Annotated in this window: 16 protein-coding genes; 8 read left to right on the top strand and 8 right to left on the bottom strand. The window is 73.1% G+C overall.

Annotated elements, in window-relative coordinates; all coding sequences use genetic code 11:
- Nucleotides 1-68: 68 nt before the first annotated feature.
- A complete protein-coding gene (locus OO60_RS35835; RefSeq protein WP_033263056.1) occupies nucleotides 69-1,094 on the bottom strand; it encodes a carbohydrate kinase family protein in 1,026 nt (341 codons plus the stop codon).
- 155 nt (nucleotides 1,095-1,249) lie between these two features.
- Between OO60_RS35835 and OO60_RS35830 the strand changes: the two genes are divergently transcribed.
- On the top strand, nucleotides 1,250-2,530 hold the full coding sequence (locus OO60_RS35830) for a 6-phospho-beta-glucosidase (protein WP_003083238.1): 1,281 nt from the start codon (nucleotides 1,250-1,252) through the stop codon (nucleotides 2,528-2,530).
- Here the strand turns inward: OO60_RS35830 and OO60_RS35825 are convergent.
- Entirely contained in the window at nucleotides 2,527-3,240 is a 714-nt protein-coding gene (locus tag OO60_RS35825) for an SDR family NAD(P)-dependent oxidoreductase (RefSeq protein ID WP_003083239.1), read from the bottom strand. The genes OO60_RS35830 and OO60_RS35825 overlap by 4 nt on opposite strands.
- A 241-nt stretch (nucleotides 3,241-3,481) precedes the next feature.
- Between OO60_RS35825 and kstD the strand changes: the two genes are divergently transcribed.
- Nucleotides 3,482-5,206 carry a 3-oxosteroid 1-dehydrogenase gene (gene kstD, locus OO60_RS35820; protein WP_003083244.1) on the top strand — a complete coding sequence of 575 codons (1,725 nt, stop codon included), beginning with the start codon at nucleotides 3,482-3,484 and terminating at the stop codon, nucleotides 5,204-5,206.
- Here the strand turns inward: kstD and OO60_RS35815 are convergent.
- The 3 genes from OO60_RS35815 to OO60_RS35805 all read right to left on the bottom strand — a co-directional run bounded on the left by OO60_RS35815 (nucleotide 5,203) and on the right by OO60_RS35805 (nucleotide 10,813).
- Nucleotides 5,203-6,225 (bottom strand): LLM class flavin-dependent oxidoreductase, encoded by a 1,023-nt coding sequence (locus tag OO60_RS35815; protein ID WP_003083247.1) that lies wholly within the window; start codon nucleotides 6,223-6,225, stop codon nucleotides 5,203-5,205. The two genes, kstD and OO60_RS35815, sit on opposite strands and share 4 nt — an antisense overlap.
- Before the next feature lie 43 nt (nucleotides 6,226-6,268).
- A complete protein-coding gene (locus OO60_RS35810; protein WP_003083249.1) occupies nucleotides 6,269-7,441 on the bottom strand; it encodes a Glu/Leu/Phe/Val dehydrogenase dimerization domain-containing protein in 1,173 nt (390 codons plus the stop codon).
- A gap of 1,674 nt (nucleotides 7,442-9,115) precedes the next feature.
- Complete coding sequence (locus OO60_RS35805; protein WP_003083251.1) at nucleotides 9,116-10,813, bottom strand: alpha/beta fold hydrolase; 1,698 nt, start codon at nucleotides 10,811-10,813, stop codon at nucleotides 9,116-9,118.
- Between the two features lie 84 nt (nucleotides 10,814-10,897).
- On the opposite strand from OO60_RS35805, the gene OO60_RS35800 reads away from it, so the two are divergent.
- Nucleotides 10,898-11,539, top strand: a complete 642-nt coding sequence (locus OO60_RS35800) for a TetR/AcrR family transcriptional regulator (RefSeq protein WP_003083256.1) — start codon at nucleotides 10,898-10,900, stop codon at nucleotides 11,537-11,539.
- A gap of 175 nt (nucleotides 11,540-11,714) precedes the next feature.
- Entirely contained in the window at nucleotides 11,715-12,542 is an 828-nt protein-coding gene (locus OO60_RS35795) for a DUF11 domain-containing protein (RefSeq protein WP_003083258.1), read from the top strand.
- Nucleotides 12,543-12,604: 62 nt separating this feature from the next.
- Here the strand turns inward: OO60_RS35795 and OO60_RS35790 are convergent, their stop codons facing one another.
- The gene (locus tag OO60_RS35790; protein WP_003083263.1) at nucleotides 12,605-13,369 is read right to left on the bottom strand and encodes a trypsin-like serine peptidase; all 765 of its coding nucleotides are present in this window, start codon (nucleotides 13,367-13,369) and stop codon (nucleotides 12,605-12,607) included.
- 128 nt (nucleotides 13,370-13,497) lie between these two features.
- Between OO60_RS35790 and OO60_RS35785 the strand changes: the two genes are divergently transcribed.
- Entirely contained in the window at nucleotides 13,498-14,274 is a 777-nt protein-coding gene (locus OO60_RS35785; protein WP_003083265.1) for an alpha/beta fold hydrolase, read from the top strand.
- On the opposite strand, the gene OO60_RS46115 is transcribed toward OO60_RS35785, so the two are convergent.
- The gene (locus OO60_RS46115) at nucleotides 14,240-17,008 is read right to left on the bottom strand and encodes an ATP-binding protein (RefSeq protein WP_003083267.1); all 2,769 of its coding nucleotides are present in this window, start codon (nucleotides 17,006-17,008) and stop codon (nucleotides 14,240-14,242) included. The two genes, OO60_RS35785 and OO60_RS46115, sit on opposite strands and share 35 nt — an antisense overlap.
- Before the next feature lie 121 nt (nucleotides 17,009-17,129).
- Between OO60_RS46115 and OO60_RS35775 the strand changes: the two genes are divergently transcribed.
- On the top strand, nucleotides 17,130-17,687 hold the full coding sequence (locus OO60_RS35775) for a hypothetical protein (protein WP_003083269.1): 558 nt from the start codon (nucleotides 17,130-17,132) through the stop codon (nucleotides 17,685-17,687).
- Nucleotides 17,684-18,187, top strand: coding sequence for a YceI family protein (locus OO60_RS35770; protein WP_003083271.1), 504 nt, complete (start codon nucleotides 17,684-17,686; stop codon nucleotides 18,185-18,187). The genes OO60_RS35775 and OO60_RS35770 overlap by 4 nt, the downstream gene beginning before the upstream one ends.
- Here the strand turns inward: OO60_RS35770 and OO60_RS35765 are convergent.
- Nucleotides 18,180-18,827: a rhomboid family intramembrane serine protease gene (locus OO60_RS35765; RefSeq protein ID WP_003083272.1), complete on the bottom strand. Its 648-nt coding sequence runs from the start codon at nucleotides 18,825-18,827 to the stop codon at nucleotides 18,180-18,182. The genes OO60_RS35770 and OO60_RS35765 overlap by 8 nt on opposite strands.
- A 98-nt stretch (nucleotides 18,828-18,925) precedes the next feature.
- Between OO60_RS35765 and folP the strand changes: the two genes are divergently transcribed.
- Nucleotides 18,926-19,792: a dihydropteroate synthase gene (gene folP, locus OO60_RS35760; RefSeq protein ID WP_003083273.1), complete on the top strand. Its 867-nt coding sequence runs from the start codon at nucleotides 18,926-18,928 to the stop codon at nucleotides 19,790-19,792.
- Nucleotides 19,793-19,889: the final 97 nt, after the last annotated feature.

The following is a 19,889-nucleotide window of genomic DNA, read 5'->3' as shown; positions in this document are numbered from 1 at the left end:
ACGTCGCGAATGACTCATTCGGGACCTCCGACGTCCCGAATGAGTCATTCGCGGCAGCTGTGCCCCGGTCAGCGCCAGGTGTCGTCGCCGAAGCCGAGCGTCACCGGGCCGCGGCGGATGCCGGCCACCGTCTCCGACGGCAGGACCTCGTCCAGGAACGCGTACTCCGGGCTGCGGGTCCGCGCGTGCCACTGGGCGATCTCGTGCCAGCCCGGTGCCGCCAGCGCGCCGCCGAAGTGCTGGACCGACAGGCTCGCCGTCAAGCACGCGAAACGGAGGCGTTCCACCAGCGGCCAGCCCGTCAGCGTCGCGGCCACGAACCCCGCACCGAAGACGTCGCCCGCCCCGGTCGCGTCCAGCACGTCCACCGGGAGCGCCGGGACGGCCGCCGTCTCGCCGGTGGTTTCGTCGACGGCCAGCACGCCGTCGCCGCCGCGGGTGATCACCGCGATCGGGACCAGCTCCGCCAGCTGGGCCAGCGCCGCCTCGGGCGTGTCCGTGCGCGTGTAGCGCATGGCTTCGACCTCGTTCGGCAGGAACGCGTGGCAGCACGCCAGCTGTTCCAGCAGCGCCGGCGACCAGGCTTCGGACGGGTCCCAGCCGACGTCGGCGAAGACGAGGCTGCCGGCCTGGTGCGCGGTGTGGACCCAGTCGGCCGTGTCGAGGCCGATGTGCGCGACCGTCGCCCGGCTCGGGGGCGGGGAACCGGCCAGCTCCGCGACCGGAACGGGCGGCGGGTGGCCGTGGGTGACCATCGCGCGGTCGCCCGCGTAGGCCAGGGACACCGTCACCGGGGAGTGCCACTCGGGGAACCGCCGCGACCGCGAGAGGTCGATGTGCTCCTGGCGGGCCAGCACGTCCCAGCAGTAGCGCCCGTAGACGTCGGTGCCGAACGCCGCCGCCAGCGACGTCCGCAGGCCGAGGCGGCTCAGCGCGACCGCGAAGTTCGCGATCCCGCCCGGTCCCGAGCCCATGCCGCCCGTCCACACCTCGGTGCCCGGCGCCGGCGGGTGTTCGAGCCCGGTGAACACCAGGTCGAAGAACAGCAGGCCGGACAGGAAGACGTCGACTTCGGGGGTGGGCTCAGCCGGCACGGGCGCCTCCACGTCGATCACTCGGGCGGTCGGCCCGAGCCTGCGTCAGCCGCGCGAGATCCGCAAGGGCTGGGCCGTTCCGGCCACGGATTGCGTGCTTCCGGCTGCTAGGGTCGCCGGATGCGGCACGGCTGTCCCCCGGACGGGCCCCGGCGATGAGACTGGCGATCCTCGGCGGCGGCGGGTTCCGCGTGCCGCTGGTCCACGGCGCGCTCCTGGGCGGTGGCGGCGTCACCGAGCTCGTCCTGCACGACGTCGACGCCGGGCGGCTCGCCGCGATCGAGCGCGTGCTGGCCGAGCAGGCCGAAGGCGTCCGCGCCGCGCCGCGGGTGCGCACGACCACCGACCTGGCCACCGCACTGTCCGATGTGGACTTCGTGTTCTCGGCCATCCGGGTCGGCGGCCTGCGCGGGCGCCGGCTGGACGAGCAGATCGCGCACGCGGAAGGCGTGCTGGGCCAGGAAACCGTCGGCGCGGGCGGGATCGCCTACGGGCTCCGGACGGTCCCGGTCGCGGTCCGCCTCGCCCGGGCGATCGGCGAGCTGGCGCCGCGCGCGTGGGTCATCAACTTCACCAACCCGGCCGGGATGGTCACCGAGGCGATGGCCGCGCACCTCGGCGGCCGGGTGATCGGCATCTGCGACTCCCCGGCGGGGTTGTGCCGCCGCGTCGCCCGCGCCCTCGGCGTCGACCCGGCGGCGGCGTGGTTCGACTACGCCGGGCTCAACCACCTGGGCTGGCTGCGCGCGGTCCGGGTGGGTGGTGAGGACGTCCTGCCGCGGCTGCTCGCCGACCCGGATCGGTGCGGGTCGTTCGAGGAGGGGCAGCTCTTCGGCGCGGACTGGCTGCGCGTCCTCGGCGCGGTGCCGAACGAGTACCTGCATTACTACTACTTCGCGCGCGAAGCCGCGGGTTCCGCGTCACGCGGAGCTTTCCTGCTGGAGCAGCAACGCGGGTTCTACGAGGAACCTTCGCTGGCGTCGTGGGAACGTACGCGCTTGGAGCGCGAAGCGACGTACATGGCCGAGACGCGCGAAGCCGAGCGAGACGACCTCGAAGGCGGCGGCTACGAGAAGATCGCGTTGGCGCTGATGCGCGCCATCGCGCACGGCGAACGCACGACGCTGATCCTCAACGTCCGCAACGGATCGGCCCTCCCGGGCCTGCCACCCGACGCGGTCGTCGAGGTGCCGTGCGTGGTCGACGCGAACGGCGCCCACCCGATCGCGGCGGCCCCGCTGCCGGACCACGCACTGGGCCTGGCGACGGCGATCAAGGCCGTCGAGCGCGCGACGATCGAAGCGGCGACGACGGGCTCGAGGACCGCGGCGCTGCGGGCGTTCGCACTGCACCCGCTGGTCGACTCGGTTTCGATCGCGCGGCGGCTGCTGGACGCCTACGCCGCCGCGCACCCGGAACTCGCTCACCTCCGCTAGACCGCGGCCATCGCGTTGAACTCCGCTTCCGCCCGGTCCCGTTCGGCGTACAGCGACCACGCCTGCCCGGCTATGTCGTCCGGGTCGAGCGTGCCCGGCGTGAACCCGTGGTCCTGCGCGGTGAACGCGCGGTGGATGTCGCCGCGCTCGATGAGGCCGCCGATGGTCAGGATGCCGGCGTAGACGCCCGTTTCGCGCAGGGCCGCGTGCAGCGTCAGCACGTACATGCGCAGCGCCGCCGACGCCGGGGCGAGGCTGCCCAGCATCGGCATCGGGTACTTGCCGCTCAGGCCGCCGGCGAAGAGCAGGGAGCCCGAGCCGCGCGCCAGCATGTCCGGCAGCACGGCTCCGGCCAGTCTCGCCGCCGGGAGCATGAAGGACTCGATCGACGCACGCAGCACCTCGGGCCCGGCCTCGGTGAGGGGCGTGATGCCCGGACCGGACGTGGCGTCGGCCGGTCCGAAGTACACCGTGTCGATTTCGCCGGTGTCGGCGGTGATGCGGGCGAGGACGTCGTGGAGCCGGGTTTCGTCCGTCACGTCGGCCGTGTACGTGCGGGCGTCGATCCCGGCCAGCGACGCGCGGTACGTCGCATGCCGTGTGTCGCTGCGGGACACCAGCGCCGTCGTGAAGCCTTCGCGCCCGAAGCGGTGGGCGATCGACAGGCCGAGTCCGGGGCCGACACCCAGGACGGCGAGCACTTTCGACACGGGGATCTCCTTCTCGAGACAACTTGAGGATGTGCTCAACTTAGCCATAACTTGAGGAGGTCGTCAACTTGCTCGGAGGTGTCCACGGGGGAGGGTCGGCTTGCGCCCGAATGCCGCGTCCGGTTGGCGCCACCGGCCGAGCGAGGAGTTCCCGCACTGCTCCACTCGGGTAGAACCTGTTCCAGTTTTGCGATGCTGCGGACACCATGACCATCGCCGTTTCCGCGAGCGAGGAGTCGCCATGGATGCCGACCTGACCCGCCGCCAGCTCCTCCTCGGCAGCGCCGCCGGGGTCGGCCTCGCCGTGACGGCCGGGCTTGCGAGCCCGGCTGCGGCGGCGCCGCTGGGGGAGTACGACGTCGTCGTGGTCGGCTCCGGCGCCGCCGGCATGACCGCGGCGCTCACCGCGGCCAAGCGCGGGCTCAGCGTCGTCGTGCTCGAGAAGGCGCCGACGTTCGGCGGCTCCGCGGCCCGGTCCGGCGCCGGCATCTGGATCCCCAACAACCAGGTGCTGCTCGCCGCCGGCGTGCCGGACACGCCCGCGAAGGCCGCGCAGTACCTCGCCGCCGTCGTCGGCCCGGACGTGCCGGCCGCGCGGCAGGAGGCCTTCCTGCGCAACGGCCCGGCGATGATCTCGTTCGTCTTGGCCAACAGCCCGCTGCGGTTCCGGTTCATGGACGGCTACAGCGACTACTACCCGGAGCTGCCGGGCGGGCTGCCGAACGGCCGGTCGATCGAGCCGGACCAGTTCGACGGCAACCTACTGGGTGTCGAGCTGGCGAACCTCAACCCGCCGTACCTGGCCACCCCGCCCGGGCTCGTCGTCTTCAGCGCCGACTACAAGTGGCTGAACCTCGCGCTGGTGAACGCCAAGGGCGCCGCGGTCGCCGCCGAATGCCTCGCCCGCGGCACGGCCGCCGCGCTGGCCGGGCAGAAGCCGCTCACCATGGGGCAGTCGCTCGCCGCCGGGCTGCGCGTGGGCCTGCTGCGGGCGAACGTCCCGGTGCTGCTGAACACCCCGCTCGTCGACCTGAACGTCGAAAACGGGGCGGTGACCGGGGTGCTGACGCCGAGCGGGCTGGTGCGGGCGCGGCGCGGCGTGATCGTCGGCTCGGGCGGGTTCGAGCACAACGCGGCCATGCGCGCGCAGTACCAGCGGCAGCCGATCGGCACCGACTGGACCGTCGGCGCGAAGGAGAACACCGGCGACGGCCACCGCGCCGGGCAGCGCGCCGGCGCCGCCCTCGACCTGATGGACGACGCGTGGTGGGGCCCGGCCATCCCGACGCCGGGCGACCCGTACTTCTGCCTGGCCGAACGGACCCTGCCCGGCGGGCTGATCGTGAACCAGGCCGGGCAGCGGTTCGTCAACGAAGCCGCGCCCTACAGCGACGTCGTGCACACGATGTACGACAAGAACCCGTCGGCGCCGGACATCCCGGCGTGGCTGATCGTCGACCAGAACTACCGCAACCGGTACCTGTTCCGCGACATCGCGCCGCTGCTGCCGTTCCCGGACGTCTGGTACAACGCGGGTGCGGTGTTCAAGGCGTCGACGATCCAGGGTCTCGCCACGCAGATCGGCGTGCCGTCCGCCACGTTGAAGTCCACTGTGGATCGCTTCAACGGCTTCGCCCGGTCCGGTGTGGACAGTGAGTTCCACCGCGGCGCGAGCGCGTACGACCACTACTACACGGACCCGTCGGTGTCACCGAACTCCTGCCTGGCGCCGCTGTGGTCGGCACCGTACTACGCGCTGCGGCTGGTCCCCGGCGACCTCGGCACGAAGGGCGGCATGCGCACGGACGCCCGGGCGCGGGTGCTGCGCCCGGACGGCTCGGTGATCCCGGGCCTGTACGCGGCGGGCAACGCGAGCGCGGCGGTGATGGGCCACAGCTACGCCGGCGCGGGGTCGACCATCGGCCCGGCGATGACGTTCGGCTACATCGCCGGCAACGACGTCTAGAACTCCTTTTCCACCAACGGAAGCACCTCGGTGCCGAGGAGTTCGATGGCCCGCATGACCTCGGCGTGCGGGACACCGGACCAGTCCATCTGCATCGCGTACCGGTCCGCGCCGGTGAGCTTGCCGACCGCGATCAGCCGTTCGGCGATCTCCTGGGGGCTGCCGACGAACAGCGCGTTCGCGTCGCGGGTGTATCCGTCGTATTCGGCGCGGGTCGGGATCGCCCAGCCGCGGGCGCGGGCGCCGTACTTCATCGTTTCGAGCCAGTACGGGTAGAAGGTTTCCTTGGCGTCCTGGGACTTCTCGGCGATGAAGCCGATCGCGCCCATGGTGACGTGCAGGTCCTGTTGTTCTCCGGCTTCGCCGGCCTGGCGGTAGAGGTCGACGAGCGGGGCGAAGCGCTCGGGCCGGCCGCCGATCACCGCGTACACCACGGGCAGCCCGAGCAGCCCGGCGCGGATCGACGACTCGGGGTTGCCGCCGGTGCCGACCGAGATGCGCAGGTGCTCGCCGTACGGCCGGGGCAGGATCCGCGCGTTCTCCAGCGGCGGCCGGAACTTGCCGGACCAGGTCAGCGGGTCTTCGCGGTCGATGTGCAGGAGCAGGGCGAGCTTCTCTTCGAAGAGCTCGTCGTAGTCGCCGAGGTCGTTGCCGAACAGCGGGAACGACTCGGTGAACGACCCGCGCCCGGCGAGCAGTTCGGCGCGGCCGTGGCTGAGCTGGTCGAGCGTGGTGAACTGCTGGTAGAGGCGGACCGGGTCCTCGGTGCTCAGCACGGTGACGGCGGAGCTGAGGGTGATCTGGCTCGTGACGCTCGCGGCGGCGGCCAGCACGGTGCCGGGGTTGGAGATGGCGTACTGGTCGAGGTGGTGCTCGCCGAGGCCGTAGAAGCCGAGGCCCAGCTCGTCGGCGAGCTTGATCCGCTCGAGGGTGTTGGCCAGCGTCTGCGCGACGGAGGGCTGTTCGCCGGTGCGCGGGTCCGGCGCGCGGTCGCCGAAGCTGTAGATGCCGAGTTTCATACAACGCTCAACTATCTCGGGGCTGGTTTCGTTCCCCGCGCCCTCACCCGAATCGGGCCTGGATGGCCTTGAGGTTGCTCTCCGACAGTTGCAGCGCGGCGGCGCGCAGGCTGAGGCCGTCGAGGGTGGCGACCTCGAAGATGGCGGTCACCAGGGCGCGCATCCGGGCGCGGACCTTGCCGAAGGCTTCCTCGGCGTCGGCGGCGACGTCGCCGAACAGCGTCCACCACCACCACGAGTTGGTCGCCGAGTTGGCGACGAAGTCCGGCACCACCCGGATGCCCCGCGCGTCGAGGAGCTCCTCGGCGTCCGGCGTGACGGGCAGGTTCGCGGCCTCGACGATGAGTTGCGCGCCGATCTTGGCCTGGTTGTCGGAGTCGACGCAGTAGGAGATCGCGGCCGGCACGAGGACCTCGGCGGGCACGTCGAGCCACGCTTCCGGCGGCAGGAGCTCGTCGCCGGGCTTGAGGTTGTCGCGATCGATGCCGCCGAAGCGGTCGCGGTGCCGGAGCAGGTTCTCGACGTCGAGCCCGGCCGGGTTGGCGACAACCCCGCGGACGTCCGAGACGCCGACGACGCGCAGCCCGGCGTCGGCGAGGAAGCGGGCGGTGGCGCCGCCCATCGCACCGAAGCCCTGCAGCACGACCCGGTTGTCTTCGTTTTCCAAGCCGAGCATTTCGAGCCCGGTGAGCGTGGCCTGCGCGACACCGAGGCCGCCGACGAGCTCGTCGAGCCCGAGCCCACCGACCTCGATCCGGCAGGCGTCGGCCAGCCGGGCGGTGGCGGCTTCGCGGTCGTCGAGCAGCGGGTAGATGGCCTGCACCGGGCTGAGCAGGCCGATTTCGGCGATGACGCCGTCGATGACGTCCTGCCGCAGGCCGAGGTCCTCGCCCATGGTCCAGTACCGTTCGATGAGCGGCCGCATGGCATGCAGGTACCGGGCGACGACGTCCCGGGCGCGATCGTCGTAGGGGTCGAAGTCGATGCCGCCCTTGGCGCCGCCGAGGGGAACGTACCGGCCGTCGGGGTCGTAGTTGAGGCCCTCTTTGAGCGTCATGCCCCGGGCGAGGCCGCGGACTTCGAAGAGCGAGCAGCCGCGCCGCATCCGCAGGCCCCCGCTGGCGACACCACGCACGAGCCGGTCGATCACCAGGTACCCGCGGCACCCGGTGACCGGGTCGGTCCATGCCACTTCGAGCAAGGCTGTGTCGGTCATCGGCCCTCCTGATCCCCCGGTCATTGCTTACGCAGCTCGGTTCCCGGCCGCGGAACGATCCGGGCGGCCTGTGTCCGATGCCCAGGGTCAGTTGCTGGGTTCGGGGCGAGCTGGCCGCCTTCGCCGAGGTCGTTCTCGGCGGTCTGCGGGAGGCTTTGGTGAGGGGTGCGGACCCTGGGGGTTCTCCAGGTGTGGAGTTGTTCGAGCGAGGCCACCACGGTTTCTCCCCGCCGGACGGCCACCGCCTTGCGCATCATCCGGCCACCGTACCGATCAGTCGGCTGTGGCGGGAGGCGCCGAATGTGGGGTCCTGGGCCTGTGCGGACAGTCAGAACCGCAGGTGGGGGTGGGTTTTGGTGTGGGGTGCTGTGAGGACGGTTCGGTTGGGCTCTGGCTTAGTTGCGGTCCGGACCTGGCGCTGGGGAGTCGGTGGGGTGCCGGGAGGGCGCGGCCTTGGTGGCTGGTGGAGAAGCGGAGCGGTGTTGCCTTCGATGGGCGCGGCCGTGGTGGCTGGTGGGGGCGAAGGGCGGGGTGGGTTGCGGCTGGCTCGCGCGGGGTGGGCGCGGGCTGGGGGCTTGCCGTCGGCGGCTTGTGGGGTAGCTCGGCCGCGCGATCCCGGGCGTGGGAGGTTAGGTGGGGAGTCGGTGGCCGTCCTGCTCGGCTGGCCTCTGGGCTTGCCATTCGGGCCGGCCCCTCCGGTCTGTTGGGTTGAGGCCGGTTCGGCGGCCTCGCCTCTCGACCCTTCGGCCCCGGGGTCCGGGCCCCGGACCCCGGGCCTCGGGGCTTTCGCTTCTGCGGGCCTTCGGCGCTGTCTTTCGGGCTCTAGTGTTCTGGCCCGGCCCTTCATGGCTACCGCTCCTCGGCCTTCGGGTCGGTGGGGCCTCAAGCCCGGCTTGCCTGCTCGGCCCGGCCCGGCCCGGCCTCCCAGGCCCGCACCCGGACCTTCCAGCCTTCGGCCCGGCCCCTCCGGGGCTGCCGGGCCTTCGGCCTTGTGGCCGCGGCGTTGTCGGGCTTCGGGTCTCGGGACTCCCGGCCCCGGCCCCGGCCCCGGCTCCGGACCTGGGCCTCCGCCCCCGGCCCAGGCGTCTTGGCCCCGCCCTGGCCTCCGTGCCTCCGCCTCTTGGACCTCCGTCTCTTCGCGCCACCGGCCCTTCGAGCCCCGCCGGCTGGGCGTCGGCCTCCAGCCCCGGCCCTGCCCTCCGGCCCTTTCGGGACCTTCGGGCCTCCGGCCCATTCGAGCTTGGTCTTCCGGCCCTTTGAGCCTCGCCCCCGGCCTCGGGCCTCCGGCCCTGGGCCTCCGGCCCTGGGCCTCCGCCTCCGGCCCGTTGGGCCCTCGGTCCCTCCAGGCCCCGTCCTGGCCCCGGGCCCTCCGGGCTTCGGCCCTTCCGGGCCCCGGCCTGGCCTCCGCCCCTTCGGGCCAGGCCTCCGGCCGGGCCCCCGGGCCTCCGGCCCCTCCGGACCCAGCCCTCCGGGCCCCCGGCCTGACCCTCCGGCCCCTCAGGCTCCGCCCCTCTGGCCCCCAGTCCTCGGCCTTCCGGCTCCGCCCTCCGGCTCCGCCCCTCCGGGCCTCCGGCCCCTCCGGCCCCTCCGGGCCCCCGCCCCTCCGCCTCCGGGCCTTCGCCCCTCCATCGCCCCGCCCCAAAACCCCCGCCCATGGTTCCCCGGGGGCCTTCCTCACGCCGTCCACTCCGGGTCGCGGCCCAGGTACCGCAGCAGCGTTCCCACCGCGTCCCCGTCGTCGGCCGACTCCAGTGCCGGTGCGTACGCGAAGCCTCGCAACGGCTCCACCAGCTGCTTCGCCACCGGCCACAGCTTCTCCGCCAGTTCCTGCGTCAGCGGTGTCGCCTGGCCCGTCGCTACCGCGATGTCCCATGCGTGCACCGCCGCGTCCAATGCTGCCGCTCCTGCTGCCAGCTCCGCCGGGAGGGCGCCCTGGGGCAACGGTGTCGGGACCTCCCTTGCCCCCTGGGGCACCGTTGCGAACGCCGCCGTTGCCGCTGCCAGCGTTGGCTCCAGGAAGGCCGTCGGTGAGCCCTCCAGCGAACCCGATGGGGCGAACGGGTTGTAGTCCGGGCCACCCTTGCCCGTGATCGCGGCTGCGTAGCCCAGCTGGTCTCCTGCTGCGTGCTGGAGGACCTGGGTTGCGTTCCATTCCGCGCACGGCGTTCGCACCGACCAGTCCCGTACCCCCGCGACCGCCGAGCGCAGGGCCTCGTGGGCCGATGCCAAGATCGGCCACGCTGTCAGGCCGGCGAAGAAGCTGCGGATGTCGGCCACCAGGACCTCCGGGGCCTCGTGGGCCGCGTAGTGGCCCGCCGCGTCGCGGGGGCCTCCGCTTGCCGATGGTGCGTCGTACGTCTTCCAGCTGACGATGTTTGCGTGGTCGCGCTCTGCGAAACGCCTGATCGACTGGAAGTCGCCCGCGAACATGGCCAGGGCCGTCGGGACCGTTGTCGGGTCCTGCGGGTGCGGCTTCTTGTGGGCGTCCTCGTAGTAGAACCGGATCGATGAGCCGCCCGTTCGGGTCAGCCAGTACAGGGCCACGTTCGCCAGCACGAACTCCGGGTCCAGGTGCTCGCCGAACAGCTGGGCGTTCCACGCCAGCAGGCCCAGCGGGGAGTCCGCCAGCGCGAACGCCAGCGTGTGCGGCTGCTGGCTGTGCAGTGTGTTGAACGAGAACATGTTCTCGTAGAACCACTGCAGGTGCGCCAGCGCCGCCTGGTCGGCCTCGCTCAGGTCCGCCAGCTCGGCCGGGTCGCCCGACGGGAACGAGAACAGCTGCGTGACGTGCACCCCGACCACCTTCTCCGGCGCGAGCCTGCCGATCTCCGGCGAGATCATCGACCCCGCGTCGTTGCCCGCCGCGCCGTACGACTCGTAGCCGAGGCGGCTCATCAGCTCGGCCCACGCCGCCGCCGTGCGGTGCGTGCCCCAGCCGCCCGATCGCGTCGGGCCCGAGAAGCCGAAGCCCGGCAGGGACGGGATCACCAGGTGGAACGCCGGTTCGCTCGCCGACTCCGGCTCGGTCAGCGGGCCGATCACGTCCAGGTACTCCGCGATCGAGCCCGGCCAGCCGTGCGTCAGCACCAGCGGGGTCGCGTCCGCCCGGGACGAGCGGACGTGCAGGAAATGGATCGTCTCGCCGTCGATCTCCGTCACGAACTGCGGGTGCGCGTTCAGCCGCGCCTCGAACGCCCGCCAGTCGAACTTCTCCAGCCAGTACTCCGCCAGCGCGCGCACCCGCTCGTTCGTGACGCCGTACTCCGCGGGCAGGTCGTCCGGCCACAGCGCGCCGCGCAGGCGGCTCTGCAGGTCGTCGAGGGCGGACTGGGGGATCTCGGCGCGGAACGGGTGGAGGGCGGGGCTCGTCATGGCTGCTCCTTCAGGGTGGAACGGAATGCTTCGTTCCGAACTGTAGCAGACCGGAATGATCCGTTCCAGTGGTAATCTCCGGCCATGCGCGAGACAGCCACGCCCGAGACGGCCCTGCCCGGGCGCCGCGGCCAAGCCGCCCGCAACAACGTCGTCATCCTCGACGCCGCCCGGCACGTCTTCCTCGGCGATCCGAAGGCGCCCATCTCGCAGGTCGCCGAGCGCGCCGGGGTCGGCATCAGCGCCCTCTACCGCCGCTACCCGAGCAAGGAAGCCCTGCTTTGCCGCATCTGCCACGACGGGCTCCTGATGTACATCGGCGAGGCCGAGGTCGCCGCGGAGGAGCCGGACGGCTGGGCGGCGCTGACCGGGTTCCTCACCCGGGTCGTCGAACTCGACGTGCACTCCCTGACCGTCCACCTGGCCGGCACGTTCACCCCGACCCCCGAGATGGGGCGGGACGCGCGGCGGGCGGGCGAGCTGACGAAGCACCTGGTCGAACGCGCGCACGAGACCGGGCGCCTGCGCCCGGACGCGGTCACCGAAGACATCGGCATGATCCTCGAGTGCTGCGCCGCCATCCGCGTCGACGACGAGGAGCGGACGGCGCAACTGCGCCACCGGTACCTCGCGCTGCTCGTCGAGGGGTTGTCGGCCCACGGCCCCGATCTGCCTGGCCCGCCGCCGCAACCGGGTGAGATGAACGGCCGCTGGCGTCCCTCCTGACGGCGGTGTCCCGGCGCGTCCGGATGGCGGTAACGAATTCCGGGAGCGCGACGACTGATCAGCGTCGGCTGTCCGAAAGACCACGCAAGAACTGTCAGAGCGGTATTCCCCGGACTGGAACAGCGAGATGACGACTATGCAACGAAGCTGGCGAAGAACCACGATCCTGTCCTCGGTGGCCGCACTGGCCACGGCCTTCATCGCAATCGCGCCCGCCGCGCAGGCGGACACGCCCACCAGTTCCGTCGAAGTCAGTCCCACCACCGTGCTGCCGGGGCAGACCTTCACGGTCACGCAAACCATTCACAATCCCACCGATTTCACGGTGACTTTCGCGAAGGGCGCCATTTACGGCACGCCGACCGCGATCACCGACGTCGTCGACGTCGTGTCCTGCACCAACACGACGGCCGTCGGCTGCTTCCAGGCCGGGAGCAGCTACCGGGCCGCGTTCGGCGACCTCGAGGCGGGCGGCACGAAGACCACGGTGTGGACCCTGCGCGTCAAGGACACCGCGGCGCCCGGAACCTTCACGCTGCAGCACCAGTTCGTCGGTGACAACTACGCCTTCGACATCCTCGACGGCCCGTCGATCACCATCGCCGACCCGGCCGCGCAGGCCGACGTCAAGGTCGCGCTGGGCGCCACCGGGCACGGCGGGCTGAACGCGCGCATCGACTACACGCTCACCGTGACGAACACCGGCCCGTCCGCGGCGTCCGGGATCCGGGTCGTGGCCACGTACCCGGCCGGCCTGTCGTTCGCGAGCGGCTCGGGCTGTGCCCACGTCGCCGGCACCCGGACCGTGAACTGCGACCTCGCTTCGCTGGCCAGTGGCGCGTCCGCGACGCCCAAGTTCTCGGTGAACGGCGGCCTGCTCGCGCTCGGTTCGTACACCACGACGGCGGTGCGGACGGCGAGCTCGCCGACGGATCCCAACCCCGCCAACGACAGCGCGTCGAAGACGTGCTCGGCGCTCACCGGGCTCATCGTGACCTGCTGAGGTTCGCGAGAGGTGAACCGGGCTCGTGTCCTCCGCCAGGGACGCGGGCCCGGTTCGCGTTTTCAGCCGGTCACGGATGCGTAGAGCTTTTCGATGTCGTCGTCGAAATACGCGCTGTAGGAGACGTCCGGGGTGTCCCCGCCGAGTTCGAAACCGCCGATCACGCCGACGACCGCGCCGCCGGTCACCCACGGCCCGCCGCTGGTTCCGTCGGGGAAACCGGGGCACGCCACCCGTTGCTGATACGCGTCGGACTGCGCGGTGTTCCCTTCGCAAACCACCGGGGAATCGCTCGTGTCGGGGTAGCCCGTGAGGGTGATCCGGTGCACGAATCCGCGGTTCGTGCCGAGCACGTTCGCGCCGGTGAGGCTTTCCACCGACGCGGAGTTCCCGGCCTGCCGGACGGTGAGGAACGCGAAATCCAGATCCGGGTCGGCCGAGGCGGTCCAGCCGCCGGCGACGGCCGTCGAGGTGACGGTCCACATCCCGAACGGCGCGACGCCGTCGTGGTAGCCCGGGGCGAAGCTCATGCCGTCCCGGACGCAGTGGGCGGCGGTCAGGACGAGGTCACCGGCGGCGGAGTGCACGACGCTCGCGGTGCAGAAGTGGCTGCCGTTCGCGAACAACGCCCCGACGGGTGAAGCCGCGGCGTTCGACGGCGCAGCGGGAGCCGCAGGCGCCGCGGGATCAGCGCTCGGGGTGGCGACCGGCGCGCCCGCCGCGTAGGCGTCATCGGCGGCCGTGTCGGTGCCGACGACCAGGCCGGTCCCGAGGACCAGCACGGTCGCCGCGGCCGTCAGCGCGGGCCGGAGGAACTTGATCGCCACCCCCTCAGATCACCACAGCACCGCCGGTTCCGCAGCGTGCGGAGCCGGATGCACAGTGACTTCACAAGGTGCGGGCCGGACGCACAGCGTCCTCACAGCGCGCCGCGAAAGCGCTTAGCCTCGGACGCATGGCGACAGTCACTTCGCCCGACGGGACGGTCGTCGGGTTCGAGACGCTCGGCGACGGCCCGCCGATGGTCCTCGTGCACGGCACCGGCGCGGACCACACCCGCTGGACGGCGGTCCGCGACCGGCTCGCCCGGCGCTACCGCCTGTACCTCGTCGACCGCCGCGGCCGCGGGCTCAGCCGGGACGAAGCCGCCGCGTACGACATCCGGCGGGAGGGCGAGGACATCGCCGCCGTGGCCGAAGCGGCCGGCGGCGACGTCTACCTCCTCGCCCACTCCTACGGCGCCCTGTGCGCGCTGGAAGCCGTCCGGCTCACGAAGGCGGTCAGCCGGCTCGCCGCCTACGAACCGCCGCGGCCGAAGCCCGGCGGGGCGGTCGTCGGGCCGGACGCGCGCAGCCGCATGCGGGCCGCGGAACACCTGGAAGAGATCCTCGAAATCTTCCTGCGGGAAGCCCTCCGGCTCGCTCCGGCGGCCGTCGAGGCGATGCGCGCGACGCCGGTCTGGCCCGCCCGCGTGGCCGCCGCGCCCACGATCCCGCGGGAGCTGGACGTCGTCGAGGGCATGGTGTTCGACGAGCGGCTCGGCGAAATCGCGATCCCGGTCCGGCTGTTCGCCGGCACGGAGAGCCCGGACTACCTCCGGCTCGCCGCCGAGGCGGTCGCCGGGCTGATCCCCGGGGCCAGCGTGGTGCCGCTGCACGGCCAGGCGCACCAGGCGATGGACTTCGACCCGGACCAGTTCACCGAGGCGGTGTTCGCGTTCGGTCCGGCGTGAGGCCGCGGCGCTGCGCCCAGGCCGCGACTTCGGTCCGGTTGGCCAGGCCCAGCTTGGCCAGGACGCTGCGGACGTGGCTTTCCACCGTGCGCTCGGAAAGCACCAGCCGGTGGGCGATCTGGCGGTTGCTCAGCGCGCCGGCGACCAGCGTCGCGACCTCCCGCTCGCGGCCGGTCAGCGGGTCGCCCTCGTGCCGGAGCCGGTCGAGCAGCGCCGTCGCGTCGCGGAGCCAGCCCGGCATGCCGAGCCGGCGGGCCTCCTCGGCCGCCTGCCGCGCCAGGGTTTCCGCGCGCTGGAGCTCGCCGAGCGTGGCCAGGACGGTGGCCAGGCGGACGCGGTTGTGCACGACGTACGGGCGGGCGCCGAGGCGCGTGTCCCACGCGATCGCCTCCTCGAACCGCGACACCGCTTCGGCGTGCCGGCCCAGGAGCGCGGCGAGGCGGGCGGTCCAGCCGCTGGAGCAGTCGCTGCAGAACGTGCCCGCGCCGCCCGAGCCGACCGGCGGGGCACCGGCCAGCCGCGCGGCGAGCCACTCCGCCGTTTCGACGTCCTCGAACGTTTCCAGCAGCGGCAGCAGGTTCGGCGCGATTCCCGGGGCCTGGCCCAGGAAGTCGGGGTCGCGCAGGCGGGGGCGCAGCGCGTCGTAGGCCGCCCGTGCTTCGTCGCGGCGGCCGCCGAGCAGGGCGCAGAGCGGCCGGGAGATGATCGTGATCGGCAACGGCGGCGCGATCGCCAGCAGCTCGTCGTAGCCGTCGGGCAGCTCCGCCGGGTCGCCGACGACGTCGGCCAGCTGCTGCGCGAACGCGAACGACATCCCGGCGGCGGACCGGTCCTCCGCCAGCTCCGCCGCCGCGAGTTCGCCCGCCAGCCGGTTCTGCGCGCGGGCCTCGGCGAACGCGCCGCGGTAGGCCGCGACCGACGCGCGCAGCCGCAGCTCGTGCCAGCGGACCAACGGCAGCCGGGTCGTCGCCGCGAGGGCCGCGATCGCGGCCAGCTCGGTGTCGACGACGGCCACCGTGCCGACTTCGAACGCCGCGTCCAGCCGCCACTTGTGCCCCCACAGCGCCACCAGCGGCCGTCCCGTGCCGCCGAGGGCGACGGCGAGCGCGCCGAGCCGCAGCCGTTCGGCCAGCGGCAGCTCGAACGGGCGGATCTTCAGCCGGGCGCGGACGGCGTCGAGCCGCGCTTCCTGGTCGCCGGAGAGCTCCGCCAGCTCCATGGCCTCGTCCGCGGCCTTGACGGCCTCGGTCGCGCGCCCGTAGTCGGCGGTCACGGCCGCGGACTGGGCCAGCAGCTTCGCCCGCACGGCCGGGTCCGCGTCCGGGCCGAGCGCCGCCAGCGCGGACTCGGTCAGCGCGGCCATCCCCGGCAGCAGGTCGGGCGCCGAAGTGTCCCGGACGACCAGCGCCGCGGCGGCCACCAGTGCCGGGTCCGGCGTCAGCGCGGCGGCTTCGCGCGCGTGGCCGAAGCTGCGGGCGAACCGGCCCGCCCGGTACTCCGCGGTCGCGAGGTCGACGAGCAGGGCGGCGAACCCGTCGCGGGGGCCCGCGCGGCGGCGGCAGTCGAGCGCGAGGGCCAGGAACCGCGCGGCTTCGGTGAAGGCCAGCGCGTGGGTGGCGTCCCGCGCCGCCGTCTCGGCCCACTCCGCCGCCCGGGCGAGGGTGCCCGGCGTCGGCGCCGAACGCAGCCAGTGCCCCGCCACCACGCCCGGCTCGGCCCGGTGCTCCAGTGCGGCCGCCGTCCGGGCGTGCAGTTCCTCGCGGACGCCCTGGTCGAGGTCGGCGTAGATGCCGTCGCGCACGACGGCGTGGGCGAACCGCCGTGACCCGGCGTCGGCGGGCAGCAGCACCCCGGCGCGGACCGCGCGGTCGAGGGCCACGACCACCTCGGGCACCGGCCGGCCGGCGACTTCGGCGACGACGTGCGCGTCGACCTCCTCGCCGAGGACCGAGGCGATCGCCAGCAGCTCCCGCGGGCCCGTGGCCAGCCCGGCGACGGTGGTGCGGACGAGGTGCCGCAGCTCCGCCTCGCCGTCGCCGGCCGCCGACGACCGGGCGACCGCCTTGAGGTACAGCGGGTTGCCGCCCGAGCGCCGCAGCGCGTCGACGGCGTCCACGCCCGCGCGGCCGACCTCGGCGAGGTAGGCCCGGACGTCGGGTTCGGTCAGCGGCTCCAGGCGCAGGCTCTCGGTGCCCGGCCGGCCCAGCAGCTCGGGCAGGGCCTCGAAGAGCGCGCCGGACGGGCCGGTGTCCCGGTAGGTCGCGACCACGGCGAGCCGGGACCGGCGGATCTCGCCGGCGAGGTGCCGCAGCAGCCGCAGCGACGCCTCGTCGGCCCAGTGCACGTCCTCGAGGACCACGACGAGACCGGCGGGCTCGGCCGCGGCCACCAGCGCGTCGGCCGCCAGCGCGACGAACCGGAACCGGGCCGCGACCAGGTCGGTGCCCGCACGGCCGTCCAGCTCGGCCAGCGCGCGGGAGACCTCCGCGCCCACCTCCGGCAGCGCCTGGAGCACCCGGCGCCACGGCCACAGCGGCGGCGCGCCCGGGTCGTCGACGCACCGGCCCCAGACGGCCGCCGGGCCGGTGACGGCCTCGGCCAGGCGGGTCTTGCCGATCCCCGCCGGGCCGCCGACGAGCACGACCGCGCCGGTCCCGCCGGCCGCCGCCGCGAGCCAGGCCCGCAGGTCGGCCGCGGCACCGGCCCGCCCGACGAACGGCTCGCTGCGCGTCACCCGAGCAGTATCCCCTCCGTGCCCGGTTTCGGTGGCCTCCTCCGTACTGGCACTGATGTCCGGGACGCCGCCGGCGGCGAAAGTCGTCCCCAACGTCAGGACCAGCGAAAAGGAGCACCCGATGCACGCCACCATCCACCGGTTCCGGGGTCCACTGGGGCCGCACGACCTCGCCGGAGGCGCCCTCGGCGCCGCCACCCTCACCGAACTCGGCGGCCAGGCCGGCGCCGTCGTCACCTTCTGGCCCGACGCCGCGGCGGCGGGTGCGGCCGCGGCCCGGCGGCCCGCCGGGACCACCTGGCTCGACGCCGGCGCCTACCGGGTCGCCGACGTGCACTCCGCGTCGGACGCGGCCGCCTACGCCCAGCTCACCTGGTTCGACGGGCCGAAGAGCGCCGACCAGTCGGCCGCCGAGCAGCGCGCCGGCCGCGAACGCATCTGGCCGGCCGTCCGGGGCATCGAGGGCGTCGGCACGACGTACGCCCTCCTCGCCGAAGACCGGTCGCTGGTCGTCGTGGGCTTCACCGCGTCGCTGGCGACGGTCGAAGCCGTCCAGGAGGCGATCATGGCCACCGAGCTGCTGCCCGGCGAGGACCCGGCGCTGCTGCCCGGCCCGGACCGGGTCGACCTGCACCGCGTGCGGCACGCGGCCCTGCCGGCTCCGGCAGGTGCGCGATGAGCCCGCACACCGCGCCCGCCCTGCGCGCGGGCACCTGGACCGTCCGCAGTGGACGGACGACGGCGGCCTTCGAGGTCCGCAACGTCGGCGTCAACCGGGTGCGCGGCACGATTCCGGTCCGCACCGGCGGCGTCGAGGTACGCGACGGCGCGGTGACCGCCGTCCACGCGGAGCTGGACCTCGGCGCGCTCGACACGCGGAACGAGCGCCGCGACGCCGACCTGCGCAAGCCGAACCTGCTGGACAGCGCCGCCCGCCCGGCCATGACCTTCACGGCCACCGGCGTCCGGCGGCAGGACGACGGCTGGGCGGTGACCGGCGAGCTGGCGCTGCGCGGGACGTCGTGCCCGCTGACGCTGACCGTCGTCCCGGACGGCGCCACCCGCGTCCGCGCCACCGGGACGCTGGACCGGGCCCCGCTCGGCCTGCGGGTGCCGCGCGCGGTGATCGGCCGGTACGTCCGGATCGTCGTCGAGGCGGAGCTGGAGCCGCCTAGCTGAGGTCCTTGGGGAGCAGGGCGGTCGCCGGGTCGGGGGCGGCGACCGCCTTGGGGCGCCGGTCGCGGAAGACCCAGCCGCCGATGATGCCGCCGGCGAACCCGAACAGGTGACCCTGCCAGCTGACCCGCTCGTCGGTGGGCAGCAGCGAGGTGAACTGGTAGGCGAAGCACAGCGCCATCACCAGCCCGATCACGATGTCGATCGGGTGCCGGTCGAAGAGTCCGCGCACGATGACGTACCCGAAGTAGCCGAACAGCAGGCCGCTGGCCCCGACGGTGACGCTGTTCGACGGCGCGGTGAACCACACGCCGAGGCCGCTGGCGACGATGATCAGCAGGCTGACGGCGAACCACTTCTTCACCCCGCGGTAGGCGGCGAGGAACCCGAAGATGAACAGCGGCCCCGAGTTGGCCTCGATGTGCCCCCAGCTGGAGTGCATGAACGGCGAGGTCAGCACGTCCGGCAGCGACGCCGGGTCCCGCGGTTCGATGCCGAGGTCCCGGCCGATACCGTAGTCGTCGACGGCGTTGACGATCTGCACCAGCCACAGCACGGCCAGCAGGCCCACCATGACGAAGAGGGCCTTCTTGGCCTCGGCGATCATCGTCTCGGCCTCGCTCCGGGCCGGTTCCTCGCTCATTTCGTCCCCCTCGGTCGGTTCGCGCGCCCGAGGATAACCGGCGGACGCCCCCGGACGCGGCGTTCCGGACCCAGCCGTGACCTGGCAGTGTTGGGACCATGACGTCACACCGGCCGGAGACGGTCTTCCGCGGCCGCCGCATGCCAGCCGACCGCGCCCTGGTCATGGCCATCGTCAACCGAACCCCGGACTCGTTCTACGACAAGGGCGCGACCTTCACCGACACGGCAGCCCTGGAGGCGGTGGACCGAGCGGTCACGGCGGGCGCCGACATCGTGGACATCGGCGGCGTGAAGGCGGGCGAGGGCCCCGAGGTCGACGTCGACGAGGAGATCCGCCGGGTGGTCCCATTCGTGGCGGAGGTCCGCAACCGCCACCCGAACCTGGTGATCAGCGTCGACACCTGGCGCCACGAGGTCGGCCGCCAGGTCTGCGAAGCGGGAGCCGACCTCCTGAACGACACGTGGGCGGGAGCCGACCCGAAGCTGGTGGAGATCGCCGCGGAGTTCGGCACGGGCTACGTGTGTTCCCACGTCGGAGGCATGCCGGTCCGCACGGACCCGTACCCGGCCCCAACCCCGGACCGCCCATTCTGGCCCCGCTACGACGACGTGGTGGCGGACGTGGTGGCAGAGCTGACGGCGGCGGCATCACGAACGGTGGAAGCCGGCGTACCGAGGGAGGGAGTACTGATCGACCCGACGTTCGACTTCGGCAAGAGCACCCGCCACGGATTGCAGTTGCTGAGGAACTTCGACCGCCTGGTGACAACGGGCTGGCCGGTCCTGGTGGCGCTGTCGAACAAGGATCTGATCGGCGAAACCCTGGACGTCGAAGCATCCGAACGCCTGCCAGGAACACTGGCAGCCACGGCGATAGCGGCACGAGCAGGAGCAGCGGTGTTCCGAGCACACAACGTCAGGGAGACGCGCGAGGCGGTGGAGGCGGTAGCGGCACTGTCATGAAGGAGCAGGGTGGTCATCCCGTCGCCTGAGGCCGTGAAATCACTTTGAGCCGGGCCCGCAACACAGAGCGCAACGCGAGAGAGCAGCGCAACCTTGC

Origin of the sequence: Amycolatopsis vancoresmycina (assembly GCF_000716785.1) — a bacterium.
Taxonomy (GTDB): domain Bacteria; phylum Actinomycetota; class Actinomycetes; order Mycobacteriales; family Pseudonocardiaceae; genus Amycolatopsis; species Amycolatopsis vancoresmycina.
This window is presented reverse-complemented; position numbering and strand designations above follow the sequence as displayed.

Bases quoted from the DNA above. Each gene is read 5' to 3' on its own strand.
- OO60_RS35830 (WP_003083238.1), top strand. From the start codon at position 1,250: ATGAGACTGGCGATCCTCGGCGGCGGCGGGTTCCGCGTGCCGCTGGTC.
- kstD (WP_003083244.1), top strand. From the start codon at position 3,482: ATGGATGCCGACCTGACCCGCCGCCAGCTCCTCCTCGGCAGCGCCGCC.
- OO60_RS35815 (WP_003083247.1), bottom strand. From the start codon at position 6,225: ATGAAACTCGGCATCTACAGCTTCGGCGACCGCGCGCCGGACCCGCGC.
- OO60_RS35810 (WP_003083249.1), bottom strand. From the start codon at position 7,441: ATGACCGACACAGCCTTGCTCGAAGTGGCATGGACCGACCCGGTCACC.
- OO60_RS35805 (WP_003083251.1), bottom strand. From the start codon at position 10,813: ATGACGAGCCCCGCCCTCCACCCGTTCCGCGCCGAGATCCCCCAGTCC.
- OO60_RS35800 (WP_003083256.1), top strand. From the start codon at position 10,898: ATGCGCGAGACAGCCACGCCCGAGACGGCCCTGCCCGGGCGCCGCGGC.
- OO60_RS35785 (WP_003083265.1), top strand. From the start codon at position 13,498: ATGGCGACAGTCACTTCGCCCGACGGGACGGTCGTCGGGTTCGAGACG.
- OO60_RS35775 (WP_003083269.1), top strand. From the start codon at position 17,130: ATGCACGCCACCATCCACCGGTTCCGGGGTCCACTGGGGCCGCACGAC.
- OO60_RS35770 (WP_003083271.1), top strand. From the start codon at position 17,684: ATGAGCCCGCACACCGCGCCCGCCCTGCGCGCGGGCACCTGGACCGTC.
- OO60_RS35765 (WP_003083272.1), bottom strand. From the start codon at position 18,827: ATGAGCGAGGAACCGGCCCGGAGCGAGGCCGAGACGATGATCGCCGAG.
- folP (WP_003083273.1), top strand. From the start codon at position 18,926: ATGACGTCACACCGGCCGGAGACGGTCTTCCGCGGCCGCCGCATGCCA.